The sequence below is a fragment of the Guyparkeria hydrothermalis genome (assembly GCF_023555385.1).
Taxonomy (GTDB): domain Bacteria; phylum Pseudomonadota; class Gammaproteobacteria; order Halothiobacillales; family Halothiobacillaceae; genus Guyparkeria; species Guyparkeria hydrothermalis_A.
In genome coordinates this window covers 1,741,541-1,767,100 of the sequence record NZ_JAJSED010000001.1, presented here as the reverse complement: position 1 = coordinate 1,767,100, position 25,560 = coordinate 1,741,541, and the positions used below count along the sequence as shown (strand labels likewise).

Annotated in this window: 28 protein-coding genes; 22 read left to right on the top strand and 6 right to left on the bottom strand. The window is 66.9% G+C overall.

The window, feature by feature from the left end; translation table 11 throughout:
- The first annotated feature begins 7 nt into the window (after window positions 1-7).
- The 8 genes from atpE to glmU all read left to right on the top strand — a co-directional run bounded on the left by atpE (window position 8) and on the right by glmU (window position 7,210).
- Window positions 8-295 carry a F0F1 ATP synthase subunit C gene (gene atpE, locus LV476_RS08205; RefSeq protein WP_058574883.1) on the top strand — a complete coding sequence of 96 codons (288 nt, stop codon included), beginning with the start codon at window positions 8-10 and terminating at the stop codon, window positions 293-295.
- 97 nt (window positions 296-392) lie between these two features.
- Window positions 393-863, top strand: coding sequence for a F0F1 ATP synthase subunit B (locus LV476_RS08200; protein ID WP_058574882.1), 471 nt, complete (start codon window positions 393-395; stop codon window positions 861-863).
- Window positions 864-879: 16 nt separating this feature from the next.
- Entirely contained in the window at window positions 880-1,416 is a 537-nt protein-coding gene (locus tag LV476_RS08195; RefSeq protein ID WP_058574881.1) for a F0F1 ATP synthase subunit delta, read from the top strand.
- A gap of 11 nt (window positions 1,417-1,427) precedes the next feature.
- Window positions 1,428-2,966 (top strand): F0F1 ATP synthase subunit alpha, encoded by a 1,539-nt coding sequence (atpA, locus tag LV476_RS08190; RefSeq protein WP_058574880.1) that lies wholly within the window; start codon window positions 1,428-1,430, stop codon window positions 2,964-2,966.
- A 15-nt stretch (window positions 2,967-2,981) separates the two neighbouring features.
- Complete coding sequence (gene atpG / locus LV476_RS08185; protein ID WP_250075131.1) at window positions 2,982-3,842, top strand: F0F1 ATP synthase subunit gamma; 861 nt, start codon at window positions 2,982-2,984, stop codon at window positions 3,840-3,842.
- Between the two features lie 42 nt (window positions 3,843-3,884).
- On the top strand, window positions 3,885-5,273 hold the full coding sequence (gene atpD, locus LV476_RS08180; RefSeq protein WP_058574878.1) for a F0F1 ATP synthase subunit beta: 1,389 nt from the start codon (window positions 3,885-3,887) through the stop codon (window positions 5,271-5,273).
- A 15-nt stretch (window positions 5,274-5,288) separates the two neighbouring features.
- On the top strand, window positions 5,289-5,729 hold the full coding sequence (gene atpC, locus LV476_RS08175; protein WP_250075130.1) for an ATP synthase F1 subunit epsilon: 441 nt from the start codon (window positions 5,289-5,291) through the stop codon (window positions 5,727-5,729).
- Window positions 5,730-5,824: 95 nt separating this feature from the next.
- Entirely contained in the window at window positions 5,825-7,210 is a 1,386-nt protein-coding gene (gene glmU, locus LV476_RS08170; protein ID WP_250075128.1) for a bifunctional UDP-N-acetylglucosamine diphosphorylase/glucosamine-1-phosphate N-acetyltransferase GlmU, read from the top strand.
- 7 nt (window positions 7,211-7,217) lie between these two features.
- Here the strand turns inward: glmU and hemW are convergent, their stop codons facing one another.
- Window positions 7,218-8,390: a radical SAM family heme chaperone HemW gene (gene hemW, locus LV476_RS08165; protein WP_250075126.1), complete on the bottom strand. Its 1,173-nt coding sequence runs from the start codon at window positions 8,388-8,390 to the stop codon at window positions 7,218-7,220.
- 3 nt (window positions 8,391-8,393) lie between these two features.
- A complete protein-coding gene (rdgB, locus tag LV476_RS08160; RefSeq protein WP_250075124.1) occupies window positions 8,394-9,020 on the bottom strand; it encodes an RdgB/HAM1 family non-canonical purine NTP pyrophosphatase in 627 nt (208 codons plus the stop codon).
- A gap of 171 nt (window positions 9,021-9,191) precedes the next feature.
- Here rdgB and ykgO point away from each other — a divergent pair, with 171 nt between their 5' ends.
- The 4 genes from ykgO (at window position 9,192) to tal (ending at window position 12,193) form a co-directional block, all read left to right on the top strand.
- Window positions 9,192-9,317, top strand: a complete 126-nt coding sequence (ykgO, locus tag LV476_RS08155) for a type B 50S ribosomal protein L36 (protein ID WP_058574874.1) — start codon at window positions 9,192-9,194, stop codon at window positions 9,315-9,317.
- A 165-nt stretch (window positions 9,318-9,482) separates the two neighbouring features.
- Window positions 9,483-9,947, top strand: a complete 465-nt coding sequence (locus tag LV476_RS08150; RefSeq protein ID WP_250075122.1) for an Hsp20/alpha crystallin family protein — start codon at window positions 9,483-9,485, stop codon at window positions 9,945-9,947.
- 163 nt (window positions 9,948-10,110) lie between these two features.
- Complete coding sequence (locus LV476_RS08145; protein ID WP_250075121.1) at window positions 10,111-11,010, top strand: DnaJ C-terminal domain-containing protein; 900 nt, start codon at window positions 10,111-10,113, stop codon at window positions 11,008-11,010.
- A gap of 85 nt (window positions 11,011-11,095) precedes the next feature.
- The gene (gene tal, locus LV476_RS08140; RefSeq protein ID WP_250075119.1) at window positions 11,096-12,193 is read left to right on the top strand and encodes a transaldolase; all 1,098 of its coding nucleotides are present in this window, start codon (window positions 11,096-11,098) and stop codon (window positions 12,191-12,193) included.
- A gap of 4 nt (window positions 12,194-12,197) precedes the next feature.
- Here tal and LV476_RS08135 read toward each other — a convergent pair whose 3' ends face one another.
- Window positions 12,198-12,734 (bottom strand): redoxin domain-containing protein, encoded by a 537-nt coding sequence (locus LV476_RS08135; RefSeq protein WP_250075117.1) that lies wholly within the window; start codon window positions 12,732-12,734, stop codon window positions 12,198-12,200.
- Window positions 12,735-12,800: 66 nt separating this feature from the next.
- On the opposite strand from LV476_RS08135, the gene coaBC reads away from it, so the two are divergent.
- From coaBC to argB, 3 genes are read left to right on the top strand one after another with little or no spacing between them, the layout of a single operon-like run.
- Window positions 12,801-14,018, top strand: coding sequence for a bifunctional phosphopantothenoylcysteine decarboxylase/phosphopantothenate--cysteine ligase CoaBC (gene coaBC / locus LV476_RS08130; RefSeq protein WP_250075115.1), 1,218 nt, complete (start codon window positions 12,801-12,803; stop codon window positions 14,016-14,018).
- On the top strand, window positions 14,005-14,460 hold the full coding sequence (dut, locus tag LV476_RS08125) for a dUTP diphosphatase (RefSeq protein WP_250075113.1): 456 nt from the start codon (window positions 14,005-14,007) through the stop codon (window positions 14,458-14,460). The genes coaBC and dut overlap by 14 nt, the downstream gene beginning before the upstream one ends.
- Before the next feature lie 41 nt (window positions 14,461-14,501).
- Entirely contained in the window at window positions 14,502-15,389 is an 888-nt protein-coding gene (gene argB / locus LV476_RS08120) for an acetylglutamate kinase (protein WP_250075112.1), read from the top strand.
- Between the two features lie 19 nt (window positions 15,390-15,408).
- On the opposite strand, the gene LV476_RS08115 is transcribed toward argB, so the two are convergent.
- From LV476_RS08115 to LV476_RS08105, 3 genes are all read right to left on the bottom strand, one after another.
- Window positions 15,409-15,984, bottom strand: coding sequence for a DUF4124 domain-containing protein (locus LV476_RS08115; protein WP_250075109.1), 576 nt, complete (start codon window positions 15,982-15,984; stop codon window positions 15,409-15,411).
- Between the two features lie 136 nt (window positions 15,985-16,120).
- Window positions 16,121-17,371, bottom strand: coding sequence for an MFS transporter (locus LV476_RS08110; protein WP_250075108.1), 1,251 nt, complete (start codon window positions 17,369-17,371; stop codon window positions 16,121-16,123).
- Between the two features lie 33 nt (window positions 17,372-17,404).
- Window positions 17,405-18,130, bottom strand: a complete 726-nt coding sequence (locus tag LV476_RS08105) for an MBL fold metallo-hydrolase (protein ID WP_349666004.1) — start codon at window positions 18,128-18,130, stop codon at window positions 17,405-17,407.
- Between the two features lie 145 nt (window positions 18,131-18,275).
- On the opposite strand from LV476_RS08105, the gene LV476_RS08100 reads away from it, so the two are divergent.
- From LV476_RS08100 to LV476_RS08070, 7 genes are read left to right on the top strand one after another with little or no spacing between them, the layout of a single operon-like run.
- Window positions 18,276-18,944 carry an ArsR/SmtB family transcription factor gene (locus LV476_RS08100; RefSeq protein ID WP_250075103.1) on the top strand — a complete coding sequence of 223 codons (669 nt, stop codon included), beginning with the start codon at window positions 18,276-18,278 and terminating at the stop codon, window positions 18,942-18,944.
- On the top strand, window positions 18,941-19,903 hold the full coding sequence (locus LV476_RS08095; RefSeq protein ID WP_250075101.1) for an AAA family ATPase: 963 nt from the start codon (window positions 18,941-18,943) through the stop codon (window positions 19,901-19,903). The genes LV476_RS08100 and LV476_RS08095 overlap by 4 nt, the downstream gene beginning before the upstream one ends.
- Complete coding sequence (locus LV476_RS08090; protein ID WP_250075099.1) at window positions 19,900-20,919, top strand: DUF58 domain-containing protein; 1,020 nt, start codon at window positions 19,900-19,902, stop codon at window positions 20,917-20,919. Before LV476_RS08095 ends, LV476_RS08090 begins: the two co-directional genes overlap by 4 nt.
- Window positions 20,916-21,419, top strand: a complete 504-nt coding sequence (locus tag LV476_RS08085; RefSeq protein ID WP_250075097.1) for a hypothetical protein — start codon at window positions 20,916-20,918, stop codon at window positions 21,417-21,419. The genes LV476_RS08090 and LV476_RS08085 overlap by 4 nt, the downstream gene beginning before the upstream one ends.
- Window positions 21,416-22,372, top strand: coding sequence for a VWA domain-containing protein (locus LV476_RS08080; RefSeq protein ID WP_250075095.1), 957 nt, complete (start codon window positions 21,416-21,418; stop codon window positions 22,370-22,372). The genes LV476_RS08085 and LV476_RS08080 overlap by 4 nt, the downstream gene beginning before the upstream one ends.
- Window positions 22,373-22,375: 3 nt before the next feature.
- On the top strand, window positions 22,376-24,181 hold the full coding sequence (locus LV476_RS08075) for a VWA domain-containing protein (protein WP_250075093.1): 1,806 nt from the start codon (window positions 22,376-22,378) through the stop codon (window positions 24,179-24,181).
- Complete coding sequence (locus LV476_RS08070) at window positions 24,178-25,536, top strand: hypothetical protein (RefSeq protein WP_250075091.1); 1,359 nt, start codon at window positions 24,178-24,180, stop codon at window positions 25,534-25,536. Before LV476_RS08075 ends, LV476_RS08070 begins: the two co-directional genes overlap by 4 nt.
- Window positions 25,537-25,560: the final 24 nt, after the last annotated feature.

Below are 25,560 nucleotides of genomic sequence, written 5' to 3'. Positions count from 1 at the left end.
AGAAGCCATGACCCCCGATATGCTCGCCACGATCTATGCCTACACCGCTGTTGGCGTTGGTGTAATCCTTGCTGCCGCCGGCCTGGGCTCGGCCATCGGCTGGGGCCTGATCTGTTCCAAGACCCTCGAGGGCATCGCGCGTCAGCCGGAGATGCGTCCGCAGCTGATGACCAACATGTTCATCTTCGCTGGTCTGATGGAATCCTTCCCGTTCATCATCCTCGCGTTCGCGATGTGGTTCCTGTTCGCGAACCCGTTCGTTGGTGCTCTGACCAGCGCGATCGGCGCCCTCTAAATCGCCTCTTCGTGACCATGGTCCGGCAGACGCGGCGGGTCATCCCGCCGCGTCATGCTGACCGGAAACCCAATCCGTAGATACGCGAGGGGACATTGTGAGTATTTCGATCACACTGGTTGCTCAGCTGATCGCCTTCGTGGCGATGATCTGGCTGGTCAACAAATACCTGTGGGCGCCGCTTTCCGCCTTGATGGAAGCGCGTCGCAAGAAGATCGCTGACGGCCTGTCCGCTTCCGAGCGCGGCAAGCACGAGCTGAAACTGGCCCAGGAGCGCTCCTCGGAGCTGCTGCGCGAGGCCAAGGACAAGGCGAACGACATCATCGCTCAGGCGAACACGCGTTCGAACCAGATCCTGGAAGAGGCGCGTACCAACGCCAAGACCGAGGCCGAGCGCATCGTCGCCCAGGCCAACGCCGAGATCGACCGCGAGGTCAATCGCGCCAAGGAAGAGCTCCGTGCCCAGGTGGCCGATGTGGCCGCTACCGGTGCCGAGCGCATTCTCAAGCGCGAGGTGACGGACAAGGACCACGAATCCGCGATCTCAGATCTGATCGCTCGGATCTAAGACAAGCGGAGGCCCTATGTCTGACCACACCACAGTCGCCATCTCGTACGCGAAGGCAGTGCACGACCTCTGCGCCGATGCGGCGCAGGCCAAGCACTGGTCCGAGACGCTTGCCGGGCTGTCTGCCGTCGCGCAGAACGCCGACATGGTCGCGTTTCTCGGCGACGAGTCGCGCTCTCGTGCCGACCGGCTTGCCGGTTTCGTCAAGGTGGTCGAGGACCAAGTCGACGAGAAGGCGCTCAACCTCGTGCGCCTGCTCGGCGAGCGTGATCGCCTCGACCTGCTGCCGGAAGTCGCCGCGGCATTCGAGGAAATGCGCGCTGAGGCGGAACGCCGCATCGTGGCCTCCGTCGTCTCGGCCAAGCCTCTGACCGACGAGCAGTCGAACCAAATCAAAACAGCGCTCGGCAAGCGACTCGATCGCACCGTAGAGCTCGAAACTACCGTCGACGAAGACCTCATCGGCGGCGCAATCATCCGCGCCGGTGACCTGGTGATCGACGGATCGATGCGCGGAGAGCTCGAGCATCTTGCCGTACAAATGAGTCGCTAAGGAGATCTTCCATGATCAACCCGTCTGAAATCAGCAGTCTGATTAAAGAGCGCATCGAAAACTTCGATGCCGGCGCGGAAGCGCAAACCGTCGGCACCATCGTCTCGGTGGGCGACGGCATCATCAAAATCCACGGCCTGAGCGAAGCCATGCTCGGCGAAATGCTCGAGCTGCCGGGCGGCTCCTTTGCCGTGGCCATGAACCTCGAGCGCGACTCCGTTGGCGCCGTGGTTCTCGGCAACTACGAGCACCTGAAGGAAGGTGACCAGGTCAAGTGCACCCAGCGCATCCTGGAAGTCCCGACCGGCAAGGAGCTCCTGGGTCGCGTCGTCAACACCCTCGGTCAGCCGATCGACGGTCGTGGCGAGCTGAACGCCGAGACCACCGCCCCGATCGAGAAGATCGCGCCGGGCGTTATCGATCGTCAGAGCGTCGACCAGCCGATCCTGACCGGTATCAAGGCCATCGACTCGATGGTGCCGATCGGCCGCGGCCAGCGTGAGCTGATCATCGGCGACCGCCAGACCGGTAAGACCGCTGTCGCGATCGACACCATCATCAACCAGAAGGGCAAGGGCGTTTACTGCGTCTACGTCGCGATGGGCCAGAAGGCGTCCACCGTGGCCAACGTGGTACGTGAGCTCGAGAAGCACGGTGCACTGGAATACACCATCATCGTCTCCGCGAGCGCCGCTGACCCGGCCGCCATGCAGTACCTGGCCGCCTACGCCGGCTGCACCATGGGCGAGTACTTCCGCGACCGCGGCATGGACTCCCTGATCGTGTACGACGACCTGACCAAGCAGGCCTGGGCGTACCGTCAGATCTCCCTGCTGCTGCGTCGTCCGCCGGGCCGCGAAGCCTACCCGGGTGACATCTTCTACCTGCATTCGCGTCTCCTCGAGCGGGCCTCGCGCGTCAACGAGGACTACGTCGAGAAGTTCACCGACGGCGAAGTGAAGGGCAAGACCGGTTCGCTGACCGCGCTGCCGATCATCGAGACCCAGGGCGGCGACGTATCCGCGTTCGTTCCGACCAACGTCATCTCGATCACCGACGGTCAGATCTTCCTCGAGACCGACCTGTTCAACTCGGGCATCCGTCCGGCGATCAACCCGGGCATCTCCGTATCCCGCGTTGGTGGTTCGGCACAGACCAAGGCGGTCAAGAAGCTGGCCGGCGGTATCCGTACCGACCTCGCCCAGTACCGTGAGCTGGCGGCGTTCTCGCAGTTCGCTTCCGACCTCGACGAGGCGACCCGCAAGCAGCTGGAGCGCGGCAAGCGCGTTACCGAGCTGATGAAGCAGCCGCAGTTCAAGCCGCTGTCGGTCACCGAGATGGCCCTGTCTCTCACCGCCGCCAACGAGGGCTTCCTCGATGACGTGCCGGTCGAGAAGGTCAACGACTTCGAAGCCGCCCTGCATGCCTACGCGTCCGACAACGCGGGCGAGCTGGCCAAGAAGATCGGTGACGAAGGCAACTACAGCGATGAGATCGCCGCCGAGCTGAAAAAGGTCGTTGAGGACTTCAAGGCCAAAGGCGTCTATTAACCGGGGGGCGAAATCATGGCCGTAGGCAAAGAGATTCGCACCAAGATCAAGAGCGTTCAGAACACGCGCAAGATCACCAAGGCGATGGAAATGGTGGCCGCATCCAAGATGCGGCGCGCCCAGGAAGCGATGGAGGCGACGCGTCCCTACGCCGAGAAGTTTCTCGAGGTAGTCGGACACATCACCAACGCGCATCCTGAATACCGTCACCCGCTGATGGTCGAGCGCGAGGTCAAGCGCGTACTGATGATCGTGGTGACCACGGATCGTGGCCTGTGCGGCGGGCTGAACGTCAACCTGCTTAAGCGCGTCGGCGAGACGATCCGTGAATACGAGAAGAATGGTGTCGAGGTCGACGTCATCCCGGTAGGCAGCAAGGGCCGTGCGTTCTTCCGCCGTTACGGGGGCAACGTGCTGACTTCCGTGACCGGTCTGGGCGACAAGCCGAGCTACGCTGCGATGCGCAAGGCGATCAACGCGGCACTGACCGCGTTCGAGAACGGAGACGTGGATCGTATCGAGCTGGCGCGCAACGAGTTCGTCAACTCGATGACCCAGAACCCGACCGTCGAGCAGATCGCACCGCTTCAGTACCAGGAGGACGAGAGCCTCAAGCACCACTGGGACTACATCTACGAGCCGGACTCGCAGATCGTCCTGGACGCGGTGCTCAAGCGCTACATCTCCGGGTTGATCGTGTCCGCAGCCGTGGAAAACGTGGCCTGCGAAATGTCGGCACGTCGGATCGCGATGAAGAACGCGTCCGACAATGCCAGCGACATGATCACGGACCTGAAGCTGCAGTACAACAAGGCGCGTCAGGCGGCGATCACTCAGGAAATTTCCGAGATCGTATCCGGCGCGGCCGCCGTGTGACGACGGCACCAACCCATTTTTCGAATTGAAAGAGGAACACACATGAGTTCTGGAAAAATTGTCGAGATCATCGGGGCGGTGATCGACGTCGAATTTCCGCATGACCAGGTGCCTTCCGTCTACGACGCGCTGCGCGTTGACGACAACGGCCTGGTGATCGAGGTTCAACAGCAGATCGGTGACGGCATCGTTCGTGGCATCGCCATGGGCACCTCCGACGGTCTCAAGCGCGGCCTGGCCGTGAGCAACACCGGCAAGCCGATCTCGGTACCGGTCGGCAAGGGCACTCTGGGTCGCATCATGGACGTCCTGGGTGAGCCGATCGACGAGGCCGGCGATGTCGAGACCGAAGAGAAGTGGTCCATCCACCGCAAGGCACCGACCTTCGACGAGCAGTCCTCGGGCACCGAGCTGCTGGAGACTGGCGTGAAGGTCATCGACCTGCTCTGCCCGTTCGCGAAGGGCGGCAAGGTCGGCCTGTTCGGCGGCGCCGGGGTGGGCAAGACCGTCAACATGATGGAGCTGATCCGCAACATCGCGGTCGAGCACAGCGGCTACTCGGTATTTGCCGGCGTGGGCGAGCGTACCCGTGAGGGCAACGACTTCTACCACGAGATGAAGGACTCCAACGTCCTCGACAAGGTCGCCCTGGTTTACGGCCAGATGAACGAGCCGCCGGGCAACCGTCTGCGCGTCGCGCTGACCGGCCTGACCATGGCCGAGTACTTCCGTGACGAGGGCCGTGACGTCCTGATGTTCATCGACAACATCTACCGTTACACCCTGGCGGGTACCGAGGTTTCCGCACTGCTGGGCCGTATGCCGGCCGCGGTGGGCTACCAGCCGACGCTGGCCGAGGAAATGGGCGTTCTGCAGGAGCGCATCACCTCGACCAAGACGGGTTCGATCACTTCCGTTCAGGCGGTCTACGTACCGGCGGACGACCTGACCGACCCGGCTCCGGCGACCACCTTCGCCCACCTCGACGCGACGGTCGTACTGGCACGTGACATCGCCGCCATGGGTATCTACCCGGCGATCGATCCGCTGGACTCCACTAGTCGTCAGCTCGATCCGCAGGTTGTCGGTGAAGAGCACTACAACACCGCTCGCGGCGTGCAGACCACTCTGCAGCGCTACAAGGAGCTCAAGGACATCATCGCCATCCTCGGCATGGACGAGCTGTCCGACGACGACAAGGCGATCGTCTCCCGTGCTCGTAAGATCCAGCGCTACCTGTCGCAGCCGTTCTTCGTGGCCGAAGTGTTCACCGGTGCGCCGGGCCGCTACGTGCCGCTGAAGGAGACCATCCGCGCGTTCAAGGGCATCGTGGCCGGTGAATACGACCACCTGCCGGAGCAGGCGTTCTACATGGTTGGCACCATCGACGAAGCCGTCGAGAAGGCCAACAAGATGGCTGAGAAGGCCTGATAACGGAGGTCGACCATGGCTATGACTACCCGAGTCGACATCGTCAGCATGGAAAAGCCGATCTTCACCGGGATGGCGACGTTCGTCACCATCCCGACCGAAGCCGGCGAAATGGGCGTTACCGCCCGCCACACGCAGACGTTGTCGGTACTGCGTCCGGGCGAAGTCCGGGTGCATCAGGACGACGGCTCGATCGTGCGCTATTTCGTCGGTTTCGGGGTGGTCGAAGTCCAGCCCCACGTCGTCAGCATCATTGCTGACTGGGCGCTGACGGAAGAGGACGCCAAGAGCCTCGATCCCAACGAACTCGAAGCCCGCATGGGCGAAGAGGAAGAGTACGTTCAGGAGTACGAGCAGCGTGGGCAGCTCGACTTCACTTCGGCCGAGATGATCATGGTCGAGGCGGAAGAGCGTCTCAAGTGGATCAAGTCGATGCGTGCAACGAGCCGCCACTGAGCGCGCTCGCCGGTACGCGATGAAGGAAGGGGCCCCCGGGGCTCCTTTTTTGTTTCCGCCGACGGGATGCGGCACGAAACGAGAGGACTCATCAGATGACAGATTCGGTGAAGGGGCGGTTGCACGTCGTCGTGCTGGCCGCCGGAAAGGGCACGCGGATGCGCTCGGCGACGCCGAAGGTCCTGCACGAGATTGCCGGACGCTCGATGCTGGCGCACTGCCTGGATACCGCCGAGGCGCTCGAACCGGCCAGCATCCGGGTGGTGATCGGCCACGAGGGCGAAGCGGTGCGAGAGTCGCAGGCCGGGCGTGACGTGCAATGGGTCTGGCAGCACGAGCAGAACGGCACGGGCCACGCGGTGCAACTGGGGATCGAGGGTCTCGAGGCCGAGGCCAACGATCGCGTCCTGGTCTTGTATGCCGACGTGCCCCTCTTGGGCGCAGAGACCCTCGGTGATCTGGCGGCCACCGAGGCGGTAGTCTCGCTGCTGACCGTGCACATGGATGACCCGACCGGTTACGGCCGCATCTTGCGCGATACGGACGGCAGCGTGCGACGGATCGTCGAGCAGAAGGATGCGAGCGAGGCCGAGCGACAGGTACAGGAGGTCAATACCGGCATCCTGATGGCGCGCTACGGCGACCTGGTCACCTGGCTGGACAGCCTCGAGGCCGGCAATGCCCAGGGCGAGCTCTACCTGACCGACATCGTCGAGATGGCCGCCAACGAGGACAAGCCGGTCGATGCGGTGATCGCCGAGGATGCCTGGGAGGTGACTGGCGTCAATGACCGCCTGGCGCTGGCGCGCCTCGAGCGCATCTACCAGGAACGTCAGGCCGAGGCGTTGGCGCTGGCCGGCACGACGGTTGTCGACCCCGCACGCCTCGATGTACGCGGCATGCTCGACTGCGGCATGGACGTCTCGATCGACGTCGGCTGCGTGTTCGAGGGTGACGTGCGCCTCGGTGACAACGTGTGGATTGGGCCGCACTGCGTACTGCGCGATTGCGAGATCGGCCCGAACTCGGTCGTGGAGGCCTTCAGCCATATCGACGGCGTGGTCACGGCCGGGGACAACGCCATCGGGCCCTATGCCCGGCTGCGTCCGGGTGCCGCGCTGGATTCGGCGGCAAAGGTCGGCAATTTTGTCGAGATCAAGGCCGCCCGCATCGGTGAGCGCTCCAAGGTGAACCATCTCTCCTACGTGGGCGATGCCCGCGTCGGCGACGACTGCAACCTTGGCGCCGGCACGATTACCTGCAACTACGACGGCTCCAACAAGCACCACACCGAGATTGGCGACCGGGTGTTCGTCGGTTCGTCGACCCAGCTGGTCGCGCCGGTGACCGTGGGCAGCGATGCCACGATCGGTGCCGGCTCGACCATCACCCGTGACGTGGGCGAAGGACGCCTGGCGGTGGCCCGCTCGCGGCAGACAGAGATCGACGGTTGGCGCCGGCCGCGCAAGAAACGCGACTGATCGCGGGTTAGTCCCCGTCGGGGAGAAAGCGGCCCAGCACGTCGTTGAGAAAGCGCAGGCCGCGGTCGGTTGGCCGGATCGTCTGGATGTCCCACTCGATCAGGCCGTCGTCTTCCAGCCCGCGCAGCGTCTTCGAGACTACCGCGATCGGCATGCCGGTGCGCTTCTGGAACAGGCTCACCGGGAACCCGTCGGTCAGTCGCAGCGCGTTGAGCATGAACTCGAACGGCAGGTCCTGGCGGCTGATGTCGTGGGCATCGATGTTGTCCGCCTGCCCCGCGAGCTCCAGGTAGCGGTTGGGGTGACGGCTGCGCACGCGGCGCTCGATGCGGTTCTCAGCCGGCAGGGTCAGCTTGCCGTGCGCGCCCGCGCCGATCCCCAGGTAGTCGCCGAACTGCCAGTAGTTGAGGTTGTGTTGGCAGGCATGGTCCGGCCGGGCGAAGGCCGAGATCTCGTAGTGCTCGTAGCCGGCGCCGATCAGCCGTTCGCGGCCCGCTTCGCCAATCCGGTCGAGGGTCGCATCCGCCGGTAGCGCCGGGGGGCTGAAGGCGAAGGCCGTGTTCGGCTCGATTGTCAGCTGGTACCAGGACAGGTGCGGCGGCTCGAGCGACAGGGCCGTCTCGATATCAGCCAGACCATCGGCTTCGGTCTGCTCCGGCAGGCCGTGCATCAGGTCGATATTGAAACTGTCGAGTCCCGCGTCGTGGGCCGCCTCGATGGTGCGCCAGGCTGCGCGCCGATCATGGATGCGTCCGAGGCGTTCCAGGGAGCGGTCGTTGAAGCTCTGCACGCCGATCGAGACCCGGTTGAAGCCGATGGCTCGGTACTCCGCCAGCCGCGAGGCCATGTCGGTGCCCGGATTGACCTCCAGGGTCACCTCGCGGGTAAAGCGTAGGTCGAGCAGCGCGCGCAGGCCCGACATCAGCCGGTCGAGCGCTTCGGGCGAGAACAGACTCGGGGTGCCACCGCCGAGGAAGATGGTCTCGATTGGCCGTCCCCAGGTCAGCGGCAGCTCGGGCTCGAGGTCCCGCAGCAGCGCATCGACGTATTCGTCCTCGGGCAGGTCGCGTCCCTTGAGGCCGTGCGAGTTGAAGTCGCAGTAGGGGCATTTCTCCACGCACCAGGGCAGATGGACGTAGAGGGACAGCGGCGGGTTGTCGGTGAACTGCAGCAGGGCCATGGCTTATTTCAGCTCCAGATCGGCCAGTTGTTCGATCAGTTGCTTGAGGGCGCGGGCGCGGTGGCTGATGCGGTGTTTCTCGTCCGGGTCCATCTCGCCGACGCTCATGCCGTGCTCCCGCGAGAAGAACAGCGGGTCGTAGCCGAACCCGCGTTCGCCGCGCGGTGCATCGAGCACGTCGCCTTCCCAGGTGCCCTCGACCACGATCGGCGCGTCATCGTCGGCATGGCGGACGAAGGCCAGCGCGCAGACGAAGCGGGCGGTGCGCGGCGCGCCCGGCTGCTTGGCGAGCTCCTCGACCAGCTTGGCGTTGTTCTCGGCATCGGTGGCATCCTCGCCTGCGAAACGCGAGGAGAAGATGCCCGGTCGGCCGTCGAGGGCGTCGACCATCAGGCCCGAATCATCCCCGATCGCCGGTCGGCCTGTCTCGGCGGCGGTGTGGCGCGCCTTGATCAGGGCGTTGCCGCGGAAGCTGTCGGCGTCCTCCACCGGCGAGGCGATCTGCCATTGCCGCTGGGAGACGAACCGCAGCCCGGAAAGCGTCGGGTGGCTCTCCGCCAGCACCCGTCGCATTTCCTCGAATTCGGCCATCTTGCCGTCGTTGTTGGTCGCGATCACGATGTCGGTCATGCGGGCTCCGCGTGCGTATGAAGTCTTCGGCCCGCGAGCATACCCGCAAGTCGCAGTGAATGCAGCGAACCGGCGCCGGCCATTCGACGTAACGGCTTGCCCCGAGCGGAAAAAGCCGCTATAGTGCCGCGCTTTATGTGGAACCGAGCGGATTAGCGAAAAGGGGCGTCCATGAAAATTCTGTCTTCTCTCAAGTCGGCCAAGAAGCGACACAAGGACTGCCAGGTCGTTCGTCGTCGCGGCAAGGTTTACGTCATCAACAAGACCAACCCGCGCTTCAAGGCCCGCCAGCGCTGAGTCGCCGGTCGGTCCGATAGCGTGACACGAGGCCCCGCCACCGCGGGGCCTCGTTGCGTTTGGGGAATCCGCAGGCTCTTGAAAATTCCCGCGGCTGACCTACATAAACAGGCATGAACGACACGTTGATCGGTCATTAACCAAGCATCGTAGGGAGGTGTTGAAATGGCTATCGTGCGTTACAAGCCGGAAGGTCAGAGCCGGACCCAGCCGTGGGGCATGCTCGACCAGCTCTACCGCGAGATGAACTCGCTGTTCGAGCCGGGTCTCGCTGAGGGGCGCGACGAAGGTAAGCTGGAGATCGCCGACTGGGCGCCGGCGGTCGACATCAAGGAAAACGAGAACGCCTACGAGCTGCACGTCGATCTGCCGGGCATCGACCCCAAGCAGGTCGAGATCACCGCCGACAACGGCGTGCTCGAGATCAAGGGCGATCGCAATTCCGAGCTCAAGAAGTCGCAGGACGGCTATGCGCGCATCGAACGGCACTATGGCCGTTTCTATCGGCGCTTTACCCTGCCCGAGCAGGTGGATGCCGAGGGCATCAAGGCCAGTTCCGAGCACGGCGTACTGACCGTGACGATCCCCAAGGCGGAGACGTCCAAGCCGCGGCGTATCGAGGTCAGCTGATCCGGTCCGGCCGCCCGGCCCGGCCACCTGCGAAAAGCCCGGCGGTCCCGGGCTTTTCGTCTTTTGAGCAGGCGCTCTCGCGGGTGTCTCGAAAGCGCGTCCGAGGCATGGCGGGCTTCCGAGACGCCGTGAACAACAGAACATCACTCGGAGGAGTGCAGGCGTGAAATATCACGACTATTACGCAACGCTGGGCGTGGCGCGCAACGCGTCGCAGGACGAGATCAAGCGCGCCTATCGCAAGCTCGCGCAGAAGTATCACCCGGATCGTAACCAGAGCGACGAGGCCGAGGACAAGTTCAAGGAAATCAACGAGGCCTACGAGGTGCTCGGCGACGAGCAGAAACGGGCCCGTTACGATGCTCTCGGTGCCGGCTACCGCGAGGGCGACGAGTTCGGTGCCGGGCCGGGTGGCTTCGGTGGCGGCTTCGGCGCCGAGGACTTCGCCGGCAGCGGCTTTTCCGACTTCTTCGCCCAGTTCTTCGGTGGCGGCTTCGGTGGCGCGGGCGCCGGGCCGGCCGGCGGCGGTCGGGCGCGCAGCGTCAAGGGCCAGGACGTCGAGGCCGAGGCACCGGTGCCGCTGGATCTGCTGGTCCAGGGCGGCAGTCACACCATCCGCCTGGCCGACGGGCGTGGCGGGACGCGCTCGCTGAAGGTCAATGTGCCGGCAGGCTCGACGCCGGGGCGGCGCATCCGGCTGTCCGGCCAAGGGCAGCCGAGCCCCATGGGCGGGCCGGCCGGTGACCTCTACCTCAAGCTGATGTTGCGGGACGAGGACCGGGATCGCGTCGACGGCAACAACATCCTCCAGGAGCTGCCGATCACGCCCTGGGAGGCGGCCCTCGGGACCAAGGTGCCGGTGACGTTGCCCGACGGCAAGCGCATCAACATGAGCATTCCGGCCGGGTCGCAGTCGGGTCGCAAGCTGCGCATCCCCAAGCGCGGCTTTGCCGGCGGCGATCTCTTCCTGGTGCTGATGATCCACACCCCGCCGGCGAAGACCGACGAGGCGCGCGAGTTCTACGAGGAGATGCGCACGTCGATGCCCTTCGATCCGCGATAAACCGCGTGTGCACCGTCTAAGCTTCCGGTAGCGTCGTTCATTGCCGCCGTTGGCGGCACGCGGAGCCAACTAGGAGGAGCCGACGATGACCGCGTATGCGCTGACCCAACTACACGAATCGCAGGGCCAGAGCCTCTGGCTCGACAACCTCTCGCGCAAGCTGCTCGAGGACGATGGCCTGCCGAGACTGATCGCCGAGTACGGCATTCGTGGCGTGACCTCCAACCCGTCGATCTTCAAGAAGGCGATTGTCGGCAGCGATCTCTACACGGACGATCTGGCCGAGTGCAAGCGTCGTTATGACGAGATCGAATCGGTCTACGAGCACCTGGTGGTCAACGACATCCAGCGCGCCTGCGATCTGTTGCGCCACGTCTGGGACGCCTCGCATGGCGAAGACGGCTGGGTGTCCTGGGAGGAGTCGCCGGGCATCGCCCACGATGCGGCCCAGTCGGTGGATGCTGCCCATCATCTGCGTGACTTGGTCGACCGGCCGAACGTCCTGATCAAGGTGCCCGGCACGATCGAGGGCATCGAGGCCTTCGAGCGGCTGATCGCCGAGGGAGTGAGCGTCAACGTGACGCTGCTGTTCTCGCTCGATCAGGTCAAGCGCGTGTTCGCCGCCTATCGGCGCGGGCTGGAGCAGCTGGAGAAGAGCGGCGGCAAGCCGTCCGAGGTGCGGGCGGTCGCCAGCCTGTTCATGAGCCGCGTCGATACCCTGGTGGACAAGAAGCTGGATGCGATCGGCGGCGAGCGAGCCGAGTCGCTCAAGGGGCGGGCCGCGCTGGCGCTGGCCGGCATGGCCTACCAGCACTTCCGCGAGGTGTTCGAGGAGAGCGACTTCGACCGCTTCGAGCAGCTCGGCGCCCGCCCGCAATACCTGCTGTGGGCGAGCACTGGCACCAAGAATCCGGCCTACTCGGATGTGCTCTATGTCGAGAACCTGATCGCGCCGCGCACCATCAACACCGTGCCTGACGCGACCCTTGAGGCCTTCGCCGACCACGGCAAGATCGCCTCGACATTGAAGCCGCGCATCGACGAGGACCGGGAGGTCTGGGACGCGCTTGCCGATCTGGGCATCGAAATGGACGGCGCGGTGCGCGACCAGCTGCTCGACGAGGGCGTCGACCAGTTCCAGGCCGCATTCGACGACCTCCTCGCGGCCATCGAGGAGAGCTGATTCTTCAGCTGCGGCCGAGCCACCACAGGCGAAGTCGAACACCCCACGGGCTGGTCAGGCCCGTGGTGCTGTGCGCCACGTGGCCATTGCGGTCGAAGAACAGGAAGGTCGGGGTGACGTTGACGCCCAGGCTCTTCGCGAGGCGGCCGCTCGGGTCGTTGACCACCGGCAGCGCCTCGAGATCGTTCTCGACCAGGTACTGGCGCACCGTCGCCGTGCTGCCGGACTGCATCGCGACCGTGATCACCCGGTGGTCGTCGACCAGATCCACCAGCCACGGCATCTCGACCTGGCAGTAACCGCACCAGGTGGCCCAGAACACCACCACCGCGGGTGCGTCCGCCGCCCCGCCGATGGTGACGGTATCTCCGTCCAGGGTTTCCAGGGTCATGCCGGGGATCTCGCCTTCCGGCAGGTCCGGGCCCATCCAGGCCTGCACGGCCAGCAGCGCGCCGATGAACACCAGGCCCTCGAGGGTCCAGCGCGCCCAGCGTGGCAGGCGGCGTTTGCGTTTGGCGGTCGGTTCGGGCGTTTCGGTCATCGGTCGTTCCGGTCGGTGGTGTCGGGCGCCGCAGCGCCGAAAGGCCGGCGCTGGTAAACTGCGCCCATGAGCGAATCGGCACCCAGCAACCAGCGTATCCTCGTCGGCGTCTCCGGCGGCATCGCGGCCTACAAGGCCGTGACGCTGGTGCGTCGCCTGGTCGAGGCCGGCTGCGAGGTGCGCGTGGTGATGACGGAGTCCGCCACCCGCTTCGTCGCGCCGCTGACCTTCCAGGCCGTCAGCGGTCATCCGGTGCGTACCACCCTGCTGGATGCCGAGGCAGAGTCCGGCATGGATCATATCGCGTTGGCGCGCTGGGCCGAGCAGATCGTGATCGCTCCGGCCAGTGCCGACCTGATGGCGCGGCTGGCCGCCGGCATGGCCGACGATCTGCTGTCCACGCTTTGTCTTGCGAGTACGGCGCCGGTTCAACTCGCTCCGGCGATGAACCAGCAGATGTGGGCGCATCCGGCCACCCAGGCCAACCGCGACGTGTTGCTGAAGCGCGGCGTGTGCCTGCTCGGTCCGGATGCCGGATCGCAGGCCTGCGGCGAGACCGGTGCCGGGCGCATGATGGAGCCCGAGGCGATCGCCTCTGCCGTCCTCGCAGACACCGGTGCCCCATCGCGGGATCTTGCCGGTCAGCGGCTGGTGGTCACCGCCGGTGGCACCCGCGAGCCGATCGACCCGGTACGCTTCATCGCCAATCGCTCCTCCGGGCGGATGGGCTTCGCGCTGGCCGCGGAAGCCGCCCGGCGCGGCGCGGACGTCACCCTGATCGCCGGCCCCTCCGCCCTGCCCACCCCGGCAGGCGTGACCCGCATGGACGTGCAGACGGCCGCGGAGATGCAGGCAGCGGTCGAGGCAATCGAGACGATGGACCTGTTCATCGGCGCCGCAGCGGTGGCCGACTACCGGGTCGCCGATCCGGCCGGGCAGAAACTCAAGAAGCAGGGCGAGACCATGACACTCGAACTGCTGCGCAATCCCGACATCCTTCAGGGTGTCGCGGACCGCGCTGAGCGACCGTTCGTGATCGGTTTCGCCGCCGAGACCGAACGGCTGGTCGAGCACGCCGAGACCAAGCGCCGCGCCAAGGGCATGGACCTGATCTGTGCCAACCGCGTCGGCGAGAACCTCGGCTTCGACACCCCCGACAATGCGCTGCTCCTCCTCTGGGAGGGCGGCAGGCGGGACCTGCCCAAGGCCGACAAGACGCGGCTGGCCGGCGAGGTCCTCGACACCTACCAACAGATTCGACAGGAAAAGCATGCATCGCGTTGAGGTCAAATGGCTCGACCCGCGACTGGGTCACGAGATTCCCCGCCCCGACTACGCCACCGACGGCTCCGCCGGTCTCGACCTGCGGGCCTGTCTGGAGGCGCCGCTCACCCTGTCTCCAGGGCAGACCGAGCTGGTGCCGACCGGCATGGCGATCCACCTCGACGACCCGGAGCTGGCGGCCATGATCCTGCCGCGCTCGGGTTTGGGCCACAAGCACGGCATCGTGCTGGGCAATCTGGTCGGCCTGATCGACTCGGACTACCAGGGGCAGCTGTTCGTCTCGGTGTGGAACCGCGGCAACAGCGACTTCACCATCGATATCGGTGAGCGCATTGCCCAGCTGATCGTGGTGCCGGTGGTCCAGGTGGCCTTCGAGGCCGTCGACGAGTTCTCCGAGAGCGAGCGCGGCACCGGCGGCTTCGGCCACACCGGCCGCAGCTGAGGCGTTTCCCCGATTCCATCCCAGGACACAGAGATCCCGACATGCCCCGATTCGACCCTGCCCTGACGGCCGACGTGCTGATGGAGGCGCTGCCGTACATCCAGCGCCTGTTCGACAAGACCGTGGTGATCAAGTTTGGCGGCAACGCCATGGTGGACGAGGCGCTGCAGGACGCCTTCGCCCGCAACATCGTGCTGTTGAAGCAGGTGGGCGTGAACCCGGTGATCGTTCACGGTGGCGGGCCGCAGATCAACGAGTTGCTGAAGAAGATCGGCAAGGAAGGCGAGTTCGTCGAGGGCATGCGGGTCACCGACCGCGAGACCATGGACGTGGTGCAGATGGTGCTCGGCGGGCTGGTCAACAAGGACATCGTCGCCCTGATCAACCGCCACGGCGGCCGGGCGGTCGGCCTGACCGGTCGCGACGCCGGCCTGGTGCGTGCGCGCAAGCTCAAGGTCACCCGCAAGCACCCCGAGCTCGACGAGCCGGAGATCATCGATATCGGTCACGTCGGCGAGGTCGCCTCGATCGACCCCGGCATCATCCAGACGCTGGACGCCTCGGACGTCATTCCGGTGATCGCGCCGATCGGCGTCGGTGAGGACGGCGAGGCCTACAACATCAACGCCGACGTGGTGGCGAGCAAGGTCGCCCAGGTGCTGAATGCCGAGAAGCTGCTCCTGCTGACCAATACCGCCGGCGTGCTCGACAGCTCGGGCGAGTTGCTCACCGGGCTGAGCGCCGACGATGTCGAGGGGCTGATCGCGGACGGCACCATCTACGGCGGCATGCTGCCGAAGATCAATTTCGCCCTGGATGCGGTGCGTGGCGGGGTGAAGACGGTGCAGATCATCGACGGGCGGGTGCCGCATGCCGTGCTGCTGGAGCTGCTTACCGACCAGGGCGTGGGCACCCTGATCCGCGGTTGATTGCCCCGGGCTGGCCGGGTCAGTCCTTCCGCTTGAGTTGCTGGAAACGTCGCAGGTTGTATTCGTAGCGCTCGGCCATGGAGCGCCGCTCGGCCCGCGTTTCCTCGAGGGCCTGCTTTAGTTGTTCGAGGTCACGGACGTAGCTGTCGTCGCCATGGCCGGCGGCGATGTTGGCCTCCATCCGCTCGACCGAACCCTCCATGTGACGGATGCGGCCGTCCATGCGCTCGAGTCGTTCGTCACGTACTCGCTTGATGTCGTCCTGGCTGCCGTACAGCGACAGCAGGACCCGGTCACGCCGGGCCTGTTCGCGGGCCTCGCTCTGTGCCTGCAACTCGGCTTCGCGCTCGGCCTGCTCCTGGGCACGCTGCTCTTGCGTCTTCTGCGGAGCGACTTCCCGCAACACCCTGCCGGTCGACGGATCGAGCACCTTGTAGCCCTGCGATGCCGCTCGGGGCGGCAAGGTGTCGCTCAGCTGCAGATTGCCGTCGGCATCGACCCAGCGGTAGGTGATGCCGCCGGCTGCCTGGGCGGAAAACACTGGCGCGATCAGGGCCGCCAGGCTCGCGATCAGCAGGGTTTGACGAAGTCGCATGGATCCTCTCTCCTTGTGTCCAGATCGAATCCGCTGTTCGTCCAGCCTGCGTCAATTCTTGACAAGAATATGTGCTCGCGCGGATTCATCGCTGTTTACAGGAAAGAGTAGCAAGCCTAGTGCCAACTGGCGGCAGTCAATCGTTCGGCTGGCTTGGGGCGAGTCGCAGGGCGACCCACAGGCCGGAAAGGGCCATGGCACCTCCTGTCAGCCAGAACCCCGCCTCGATGCCGCCGGTCAGCGATGCGGTCAGGCCGAGGGCCAGCGCCCCCACCGCGTAGCCGAAGTCCCGCCAGAAGCGGTATACCCCGAGCACGCCCGCCCGCTCGACTGGCTCGCAGTGGTCGGCCACGGCCGCGCCAAGCGTGGGGTAGAGCATCGCCATGCCGATGCCGGTCACCGCCAGTGCCGCGCCCCAGATCCAGACCGAGTGGCTCAACGCGATCGTCACGATTCCGGCGCCGCATAACCACATCCCCCAGGTGATCAGCCCGCGCCGCCCCAGACGGTCGGAGGCCGGGCCGGTAATCAGCTGCCCGGCGCCCCAGACCATGCCGTAGATACCCACCAGGAAGCCCGCCGTGACCAGCTCCGCCCCGCGGGAGACCAACAGGATGGGCACGAACAGCCAGATGATGGTGTCGGTGAATTTCTCCACCAGGCCGGCCTGGTTGATGGCGAGCAGGCTGCGGTTGCCCCAGGTGGCATGCAGGAAGAAGGCGAGGCCTCGGCGCGTGGGTGGAGTCTTGCCGTTACCGCTGGCTTGTTGCTGGGCATGTGCCCAGGGCAGGGTGTCGCGCGCACTCCGGAGCGCCAGTGCCAGCGCCAGCAGGATCACGACCAGACCGAACCAGAACAGGCCCTCGCGGGCACCGAGCTGTTCGGCCGCGATCGCGGCGACATAGCCGGCTATTGCGACGCCGCCGTAGCCGGCGAACTCATTGGCCCCGTTGACCAGGCCGCGCTGGTGGGCGTGGGTTAGGTCGAGCTTGCTGTTCAGCGCCATCGACCAGGCCAGCCCCTGGTTGATGCCCAGGAACACGGTCGCCAGCAGCACCCAGTTCCACGAATCGGCGACCAGCAGCAGCGGCGGGACCGGGAGGGCGAACAGCCAGCCGGCCACCAGCACCCGCTTGCGTCCGTAGCGGTCGGAGAGACGACCGGCGAGCAGGTTGAGCGACGCCTTGATCACGCCGAAGATCACCACGAAGCTCGCCAGCAACGTGAACGCGCCGGCGGCCAGACCGAAGTCGGATTCCGAGAGCACCGGCAGCACGGTGCGCGTCATGCCCACCAGGGCGCCGACGAAAAACACCTGCAGCAGAAAGTGGATGAACTGGCCGCGATTGGCCGCGATGCCGTGAGTCAGGTCCATCGGCTCCCTCATGTTGTGATGTTCGCTTTCACCGGCGCGGGTCGGTCAGGTTCCGGTATTGAAGGCGTAGAACGCCGAGATGTCGTCGACCGGGGGCAGCTCGATCGCCGCGATGGCATCGACGAACGCCTCCCGGTCGCGGACGAGTCCGCGGTTGTGGCGCTTCTCGAAGCCCAGCGTCGAGACCGGCTTGCCGCTTATGCCGCCACCGCAGACGCTGCCGGCCTGGGCGCCGGGCAGGATCTCGACGTGATCCGGCAGGCTCAGGACGGAGCCGAACAGCGAGTCATAAAGCTTTTCCACCATCTCGCGTTCGCGGCCGTGGAGGTCCGGCCGGCCCACCCCGCCGGGGAACAGGGTATGGCCGGTGAGCAGGCACCACGGCTCGTCGGCGCGGCTGTGATCGGTGACCAGCAGGCAGACGTGGTCGTCGGTATGGCCGGGCGTGTGCAACACCTCGACCGAGACATTGCCCAGGGCCAGTCGCTCCCCGTGTCGCACGCCGCGGAATGGGTGCTTGACCGGTGCGGACTCGTGCAGCAGGTATTCCGCCCCCGTGCGCCGGGCGAGGGCCGGGCCACCGGAGCGATGGTCGGCGTGGACGTGGGTGTCGACCACGTAGCGGATGCTCGCACCCTTCTGCTCGGCCATTTCGACAAAGCGGTAGACGTCGTCCGCATGTACGTCGACGGCCATGGCCACCCCTTTGCCAGCACAACCAAAGAGGTATGCGAGCGAGCTGAATTCGCAGGGATGCTGGATCAGGAACATGGCGGACCTCGGCGCAGTGGACTCGAGGAACATTCAATGATTCAATTGAATGAATGTCAAGCCGCCGTGGCCGCGCATCTACCGGCTTGTGAGAAAGGCCGTAGACTGGTTTTATATCCATCCGAATTCGCTTGGAGGGGGCTCGGTGTCCTTCAAACAACAACTGAACGATCAGTTTGCGCGTCTGGGGAAAGTGCTCTCCAACGGCAGGCGCCTGGAATTGCTCGAGCACCTGGCGCAGGGCGAGCGGTCGGTCGACGGTCTCTCGCGCGTGGCGGGCCTGTCGGTGGCGAATACCTCCCAGCACCTGCAGCGCATGCAGCAGGTCGGGCTGGTGGCCGCACGCCGGGCCGGCAAGCAGGTGTTCTACTCGATCGCGGACGATGACGTGGTCGAGCTGCTGGACGTGTTCCGTCGCGTGGGCGAACGCCACCTGGCCGAGGTGCGCCAGATGGTCGACGATCACCTGCACAAGAAGGACGATCTCGAACCGGTCTCCGCCGAGGAGCTGATCGAGCGCTGCCGGCAGGGGCTGGTGACGCTGATCGACGTGCGGCCCGAAGAGGAATACGAGGCCGGTCACATCCCGGGTGCAGTGAACGTCACGGTGGCGGACCTCGAGCGGCAGATGGCCGAGCTCGACCCCGAGCGCGAGGTGATCGCCTATTGCCGCGGCCCCTATTGCACCTTCTCCTTCGAGGCCGTCGAGCGGCTGCGCAAGGCGGGGTTCCGTAGCCGCCGTCTCGGCCCGGGCTTCCCGGAGTGGAAGCTGGCCGGCCTGCCCATCAGCACTGAAGAGAAAGCCGCGTCATGACCGAACAGATGCCCATCCAGAATCTCCGCGCCCACCTGGGCCACTACATCGTCGGCCAGGGCGAGCTGGTCGACCGGCTGCTGATCGGTCTGTTGACCGGTGGCCACCTGCTGGTCGAGGGCCTGCCGGGCCTGGCCAAGACCACGGCGATCAAGGCGCTTGCCGAAGGGGTGCACGCGCGCTTCAAGCGCATCCAGTTCACCCCCGACCTGCTGCCGGCCGACCTCTTGGGCAACGAGGTCTACCACCCCGAGACCCGCGAATTCACCTTTGAGGCCGGGCCGCTGTTCAACGAGATCATCCTCGCCGATGAGATCAATCGCGCCCCGGCCAAGGTCCAGTCGGCGTTGCTCGAGGCGATGGCCGAACGTCAGGTCACCGTCGCCGGCCACAGCCGCGACCTCCCGGAGCTGTTCCTGGTGATGGCGACTCAGAACCCGCTGGAGCAGTCGGGCACCTATCCGTTGCCCGAGGCGCAGATGGATCGCTTCATGCTGCACGTCGCGCTCGACTACCCCGAGCGCGAGGACGAGTACGACATCCTCAAGCGCACGCTGGACGGCTCGCTGGGCAGCAATCCGGTGGGCGAGGCGCGCAACATCACCGTCGACCAGGTGCTGGCCGCGCGCGAGTCGGTCCGGCAGGTGGCCTGCGACGAGGCGCTGCAGCGCTGGGTAGTCGATGTGGTTGCCGCCACCCGTCGCGTCGGCGAACTCGACCCGGCGCTTGCCGATCAGGTGCTGGTAGGGGCCTCGCCGCGCGGCGCGCTGGCCTGGGTGCAGGCCGCCCGGGCCGCGGCCTTCCTCGACGGGCGCGACTACATAGTGCCCGACGACCTGATCGGTCTGGCGAAGGACGCTCTGCGCCACCGCATCATCCTCGGCCCGCGCGCCATGGTCAGCGGCCTGACGCGCGATGCGGTGATCGACCGCCTGATCGAGCTGATTCCTGCGCCGTGAAAGCCGCCGGGCTCAAGGGACTGATTGCACGGCTCGTGGCCGGCGTGCCGCGAACGAACGCGCCCCGCTCCGAGACCGCCGCGCTCGCACCCGGGCGTGACGAGATCGCCATCGCCTGGGCCGGGGGCGAACGCCTGCCCTCCCTGGTGGGCGAGGACTTTCCTACGGCCACCCGCCTGTCAGGGGATCAGCTTGCCCGTCGCCTCGGCGAGGGCCTGGATTTCGAGCAGCTGCGCGCCTATCAGCCGGGCGAGTCGGCCGCGCGCATCGACTGGCGCATTTCCGCGCGCGTCAACGAGCCGGTGGTGCGCATGCACCGCGAGCCCGCCCAGCGCCAGGCACATCTGGTGGTCGACTGCGGGGCGGCGATGCGCTTCGGTACCCATCGCCGCCTCAAGCTGACGCAGGCATTGCTCGCCGCGCACGCCTTCGCGGCCGGCGCGTTGCGCCAGAACCTGGCGGTCGAGATCCACCCGATCGGCGAAGCCTTCTGCCCCGGCCATCACGCCGCCGGGCCGGTCACGGGGCAGGCGGCGATCCTGCAGCGCTTGAACGAACTGGCCGAGGCAGCCGGCGAGGTGGGCGAAGCACCGGTGCCGGTCGACTGGACCGGGCTACGTCAGCGCCTTGCGCAGCGGCTGCCCGCCGGCTCCGTGATCATCGTCCTGTCCGATTGCCTGGCCGATACCGGTCCGGGCCGAGCGATCGACTGGGCGCCGCTTGCGGCCGATCAGCACCTGATTTTCGTTTCCGTCAGCGACCGGGTCGAACTGGATATGCCGGACATGGGGCTGGTCGCCTTCGAGGCCGGCTCGCAGGCGCGCTGGCTCGACACGGGCAGCCGTCGCTGGCGCGAAGGGTTTGCGCGCGAGCAGCGCGATGCCCTTGCCCGCTGGCGCGAATCGGCCGAAGCGCTGGGCGCCGCCTTCCTGCCGCTTGCGGCCGATGCCGACCCGGTCGACTGGCTCGCGGAGGTGCCGGTGGCGCTGGCGCGGCGGACGGGGGCGGCAGTATGAGCGATTATCGGGACTGGCAGCATCCGGAGGGCGGTCCGCCCGAGACAGCACCCGAGCGGCTGGTGGACGTCTTCACCGCGCCCTGGCTGGATCCGGCGGTCAGTGGACCGGCTGCTGCCATCGATGCTGCAGCGGCGGATGGACGCTGGTTCGCCGTGGTGGCACTGCTGGTCGCGATCGCCGTGGCGATCTATGCATGGCGCCGTCGGCGCGACCTCGTGCTGGGCGTGACGCTCGCGCGACTGGAACGTGCCGCCCGCCGCGCGGGTCGCGATACATCGCTGCGCGAGTTGCAGGACCGGGCGGCGATGGCGATCGCCCGTTGGCAGTATGGGGGGCAGGCGCCCCGTCGCGACCGGCTGGTCGCCCCGTGGTCGGGCTGGGTTAGCCAGCTCGATCATTCCCGTTTCGATGCCGGTCGGGCGGGTGACCCGGCGGAGCTGGCCGAGCAACTGCGGCGCATGCGTCGTGCCGTCTGGCGCCGGGGGGAACGCCGATGATCGGCTTCGACTCCCCATGGGTGCTGATATTGATGCTGGCCCTGCCGTTGCTGTACCCCGCCTGGTCACGGCGCATCCTGGCCCGGCCGCCGGCGCGCCTGCTGCGCCATCCGGCGCTGGGCCGGATTGACGCACCGGGGCGACCGCAGGGCGGTCAGCGTTGGCTGGTCCTGTTCCTGTTCGCCGCGCTCGCCAGCCTGATCGTTGCCCTGGCCCGGCCGGTGTGGCTCGGGGAGTCGGTCGCCCTCGACCCGCCGGCGCGCTCGATCGTCCTGCTGGTCGACGCTAGCCCCAGCATGTCCGCCCGTGATTTCCGGGGTGCCGACAACGACCCGGTCTCGCGCATGACCGTCATGCGCGAGGCGCTGCTCGCCTTCCTCGATGCACACCACGGTGACCGCTTCTCGCTGCTGGTGGTGACCGACTCGGCTGGCACGCTGGTGCCCGAGACCGACGACCATTCGGTGTTGCGCTTCTGGCTCGAGCAGCTCGAACCGGGCCTCGACGGCAGTGCCACCGCGCTGGGTGACGGACTCGCGGTAGCCATGGAGCATATCGCCCAGCGCCGCGAGCGCGGCGAGGTGCCGCCGCAGCTGCTGGTCTGGACCGATGGCGTCAACACCGGCGGCGAGATGTCGCCGGCCGAGGCGCTGACCCTCGCCCGGGCCGAGAACATCGAACTGTTTACCATCAACCTGGCACCGGCCGACAACAGCGTGGCCGGCGGTGAGCCCACGCTCGAGGATCTGGCGCGCCTGTCCGGCGGCCAGGCGATCGCCGCCGGCGACCGCGACGCCCTGCTGTCGGTGACCGAGACCATGGCGCGCCACCAGGCGGTGGATGCCGACCAGCCGACCCACCGGACGCGGCACCCGCTGTTGGGCTGGTTTCTTGGTGCAGGATTGCTGGCGCTGCTGATGGCGCAGTTCTTTAACGCCCGGTTGCAGGTGTAGGGAATGGGCGAGCAAGTCGACAGCCTGATTGCCCTCTGGCGCCTGCTGGTGAATGCCGGCACATGGCCTGTGTTGGCGCATCCCGAAGCGTTCGCCTTGCTGGCATTGCCGATTGCCCTGGCCTTCTGGCAGCGACGCCGCCGGGCGCGTCTCGACCGCTACGCCGACCCGGGGTTGCGCCCGTGGGCCTTCGCCGAGGGGCAGTTTACGGGGGGGCGCAGCGCGTGGTTCGGCCGCACGTTGTGGCTGCTGTTCTGGCTGTTCGCCACGCTGGCACTGGCCGACCCGCGCCTGCCTGAACCCGGCGAGACGCGTGGCGAGGTGCGTGCTCCGGTGCTGTTCATGGTCGATGGTTCGGCGGCCATGACCGGCCGGGATGTCGAGCCCGATCGGGTCGGTCGTGCGGTCCTGCTGATGGAATTGCTCGCCGAGGCCGACCCGGGTCGGCCCATGGGTCTGATGCGCTACTCCGACACGGCCGGTGTGCTGTTGCCGATCAGCCCCGATCCGGAACTGCTGGACTTCTATGCCGACGAGTTGCCGGGATTGACCGGCACTCGCCTGGCGGCGCGTCCCGACCGGGCCTTCGATCTCGCCGCGCGCATGAACGCCCTTGAGGGCGGCGCGGTCGTTTGGATTACCAGTGGCGATGCCCGCCAGTTCGCCGGCGAACAGGGCAGCCGGGTGCTGGCGGCCGCCGAACGGCTCGGCCAGCGCGACATTCCGGTGTTCGCCATCGCCATGGGCCGTGAAACGACTGGCCTTTATCGCGAGGGTCAGCCGTTGCGCGACGACGATCACAACGTCCTGACGTCCACGCCTCAGTTCGAGCGCGTCGCCGAGATCGCCGAACTGACCGGCGGCGCAGCACGCCAGACCGGGGTGCTGCGCGAGGATGCCGACGCTCTCGCCGATCGGATGGCGGCCCTGCCCGCCCCGCCCGTGCCGGAGAGCGCTCTGGAGCGGCAACAGTCGATTGCCGTGCTGGCACTGTGGGTTGCGATGGTCGCCCTCGCGCTGCAGTTGTGGTTCGAGTGGGGGGCGGCCGCACGCCGACAGACATGGCTGGCCGTCGCGCTGATTCTCGTTGCGCCGCTGTTGTTCACCGCCGCGCATGCCGGGCCGGTGGTCGATGCCACCGAGCAGGAAACCCTGCTCGAAGAGGCCTGGGTTGCCTTCGAAGCCGGCGAGTTCGCCCGGGCGCAGGCCGCCTTCGATCGCGCCAGCGGCTATGCCGCCCGGCTCGGCAGCGGGCTGACCGCCTACCGTCGCGCCGACTACCCCCATGCCATCGATCGGTTGCAGTCCGCGGTCTGGCTGGCCGAGTCGCCCGAGCCGCGCATGCTGGCCCTGTTCAATCTCGGCAACGCCTTCGTGCTCGTCGGCCGGTACCGGGCGGCGGTGTCGGCCTTTGATGCCGTGCTCGCGCTGGATCCGCAACACGATCCGGCGTTGCGCAACCGCCAACTGGCCGCCTCCCTGATCGAGGCCGCCCGCGAGGGACCGTCCGAGGAGCAGCCCGGCTTCCGCGGTTTCGATGCCATGCGGCCTGACCCGATCGACGAGACGCAGGGTGCGCGCATGAGCGAGGAGTTCCTCGAAAGCCAGGGCGGCGGCAGCGGCCCAGTGGCCTCCGGCTCGACCGACAGCGGCGAGGTGTTCCGTCTCAACGAGGGGTTGTTGCAGGGGGCGCGCAAGAAGCTCGAGCACATCGAGGACCGGCCCCGGCCGGCAATCGAGGGGCTGCTGCGCCAGCAGCCCTACAAGTCGGTGGTCGAGCAGCGGCTTTCCGGGGAGGACGGGTCATGAAGTGGCGTGACGCGCGCACTGTCGGTCTCCTGTTGCTGGGGCTGATCGCGGCGGTCGGGCCGGTGCGGGCCGACATTCCGCTGCCGGAGCCTGAACTCGAGACGGATGGCTTTGCCGAGACCCTCGAGCTCGGCCCCATCGAGCCCCTGCCGCCGGTCGCCCGGGTCACGAGCGAGGCCGGGGCCGGCCGCGTGCCCGAGGGCGTGATCGTCACCACTGAGGTGAGTCGGCTGGATCCGGTGCAGCGGCAGACCTTCGTCGTCACCCAGACGATCCTCGATCCCGCCCGCCGCCTGCGCGAGGTCGAGGTGCATCGCCCCGAGGGCGAGGGCATCGACGCCCGCCCGCTGACGGTGCGCCGCGACACCGTGGAGATCGATGGTCGGCTGGTCGATCGGCGCCACTATCGCTGGGCCGTCCAGGCGCTGCGTGGCGGCGAGTTGCGTCTGCAGTTCAGCCGCATCGATTTCGAGGTCGTCGGCTCGGCGCAGAGTGAATATGCCTTCGTGCCGGTTGCTCGTCGTCTCGAGGTGGTCGAGCTGCCGGCCCACCTGCCGGCCTATCTGCCGGTGACCCCGGAGCTGGTAGTCGGGCAGGTGGAGGTCGACACGCTGGTCGCCGGGGAGCCCGGCAACTGGAGCTTCCGGGTCCGGGGCGAGGGGGTCTCGGAAGAGGCGCTGTCGCGCCTGATCGACGCGCAACTGGTCGCACCGCCGGGGTTGCGCCTCGGTACCCCCGCCATCCATGCGATTGCCCGCGACGCGACCTCGGCCCCGCTGGCGTCGACCTGGCAGGTGGACATTTCGCTGCTGCCGTCGGTCGACGGCGGTGAAGACGGGCAGCGTTCGGCGCGTCTGCCGGCGCTGCGTCTGCCCTACATCGATCCGCGGACTGCCGAGCCGGGGTCGCAACTGGCCTATACCCGGGTCGATGCCCGAGCGGTCACGTGGCAGGCCGAACCCGCGGCACAACGTCTGGCGACCCTGTGGACGGTTCTGCCCTGGTTGCTGGCGGGTGCCGCTGCGGCGGTGGGTCTGGTTGCGGCGGCGCGCTGGGTCTGGCGGCGATGGCACGCCCGGCGTGCCTGGCGGGCGGCGTGCCAACGGCTGCTGGCGGCCGACAAGGTGGCGGCGCTGCGCCGGCAGTTGCTGATCGAGCTCGATGCCCTGCCGTGCCCTGTGCGCCCGGTCACCCGCGAGGCGTTGGCTCGCCGTGGCGCGCCCGATGTCTGGCTAGATGCCCTGGTCACGCTGGAGTCGTGGTGCTTTGCCACGGAGCGGCGCCCGCAGGCGAGCGAATTCGAGGTGGTGCGGCAGCGGCTGGCCGAGCGCCTGCCCACCCATTGGTACCGGTAGTCCGCCAACGGGGCTTGGTGTAAG

What these genes read in the sequence shown, in the direction of transcription:
- atpA (WP_058574880.1), top strand. Translation starts at nt 1,428, where the DNA reads ATGATCAACCCGTCTGAAATCAGCAGTCTGATTAAAGAGCGCATCGAA.
- LV476_RS08150 (WP_250075122.1), top strand. Translation starts at nt 9,483, where the DNA reads ATGGCTATCGTGCGTTACAAGCCGGAAGGTCAGAGCCGGACCCAGCCG.
- LV476_RS08075 (WP_250075093.1), top strand. Translation starts at nt 22,376, where the DNA reads ATGGGCGAGCAAGTCGACAGCCTGATTGCCCTCTGGCGCCTGCTGGTG.
- atpC (WP_250075130.1), top strand. Translation starts at nt 5,289, where the DNA reads ATGGCTATGACTACCCGAGTCGACATCGTCAGCATGGAAAAGCCGATC.
- LV476_RS08115 (WP_250075109.1), bottom strand. Translation starts at nt 15,984, where the DNA reads ATGCGACTTCGTCAAACCCTGCTGATCGCGAGCCTGGCGGCCCTGATC.
- LV476_RS08195 (WP_058574881.1), top strand. Translation starts at nt 880, where the DNA reads ATGTCTGACCACACCACAGTCGCCATCTCGTACGCGAAGGCAGTGCAC.
- LV476_RS08110 (WP_250075108.1), bottom strand. Translation starts at nt 17,371, where the DNA reads ATGAGGGAGCCGATGGACCTGACTCACGGCATCGCGGCCAATCGCGGC.
- dut (WP_250075113.1), top strand. Translation starts at nt 14,005, where the DNA reads ATGCATCGCGTTGAGGTCAAATGGCTCGACCCGCGACTGGGTCACGAG.
- atpE (WP_058574883.1), top strand. Translation starts at nt 8, where the DNA reads ATGACCCCCGATATGCTCGCCACGATCTATGCCTACACCGCTGTTGGC.
- glmU (WP_250075128.1), top strand. Translation starts at nt 5,825, where the DNA reads ATGACAGATTCGGTGAAGGGGCGGTTGCACGTCGTCGTGCTGGCCGCC.
- atpD (WP_058574878.1), top strand. Translation starts at nt 3,885, where the DNA reads ATGAGTTCTGGAAAAATTGTCGAGATCATCGGGGCGGTGATCGACGTC.
- atpG (WP_250075131.1), top strand. Translation starts at nt 2,982, where the DNA reads ATGGCCGTAGGCAAAGAGATTCGCACCAAGATCAAGAGCGTTCAGAAC.
- LV476_RS08095 (WP_250075101.1), top strand. Translation starts at nt 18,941, where the DNA reads ATGACCGAACAGATGCCCATCCAGAATCTCCGCGCCCACCTGGGCCAC.
- LV476_RS08080 (WP_250075095.1), top strand. Translation starts at nt 21,416, where the DNA reads ATGATCGGCTTCGACTCCCCATGGGTGCTGATATTGATGCTGGCCCTG.
- LV476_RS08070 (WP_250075091.1), top strand. Translation starts at nt 24,178, where the DNA reads ATGAAGTGGCGTGACGCGCGCACTGTCGGTCTCCTGTTGCTGGGGCTG.
- tal (WP_250075119.1), top strand. Translation starts at nt 11,096, where the DNA reads ATGACCGCGTATGCGCTGACCCAACTACACGAATCGCAGGGCCAGAGC.
- ykgO (WP_058574874.1), top strand. Translation starts at nt 9,192, where the DNA reads ATGAAAATTCTGTCTTCTCTCAAGTCGGCCAAGAAGCGACACAAGGAC.
- LV476_RS08135 (WP_250075117.1), bottom strand. Translation starts at nt 12,734, where the DNA reads ATGACCGAAACGCCCGAACCGACCGCCAAACGCAAACGCCGCCTGCCA.
- coaBC (WP_250075115.1), top strand. Translation starts at nt 12,801, where the DNA reads ATGAGCGAATCGGCACCCAGCAACCAGCGTATCCTCGTCGGCGTCTCC.
- LV476_RS08105 (WP_349666004.1), bottom strand. Translation starts at nt 18,130, where the DNA reads ATGTTCCTGATCCAGCATCCCTGCGAATTCAGCTCGCTCGCATACCTC.
- LV476_RS08085 (WP_250075097.1), top strand. Translation starts at nt 20,916, where the DNA reads ATGAGCGATTATCGGGACTGGCAGCATCCGGAGGGCGGTCCGCCCGAG.
- rdgB (WP_250075124.1), bottom strand. Translation starts at nt 9,020, where the DNA reads ATGACCGACATCGTGATCGCGACCAACAACGACGGCAAGATGGCCGAA.
- argB (WP_250075112.1), top strand. Translation starts at nt 14,502, where the DNA reads ATGCCCCGATTCGACCCTGCCCTGACGGCCGACGTGCTGATGGAGGCG.
- hemW (WP_250075126.1), bottom strand. Translation starts at nt 8,390, where the DNA reads ATGGCCCTGCTGCAGTTCACCGACAACCCGCCGCTGTCCCTCTACGTC.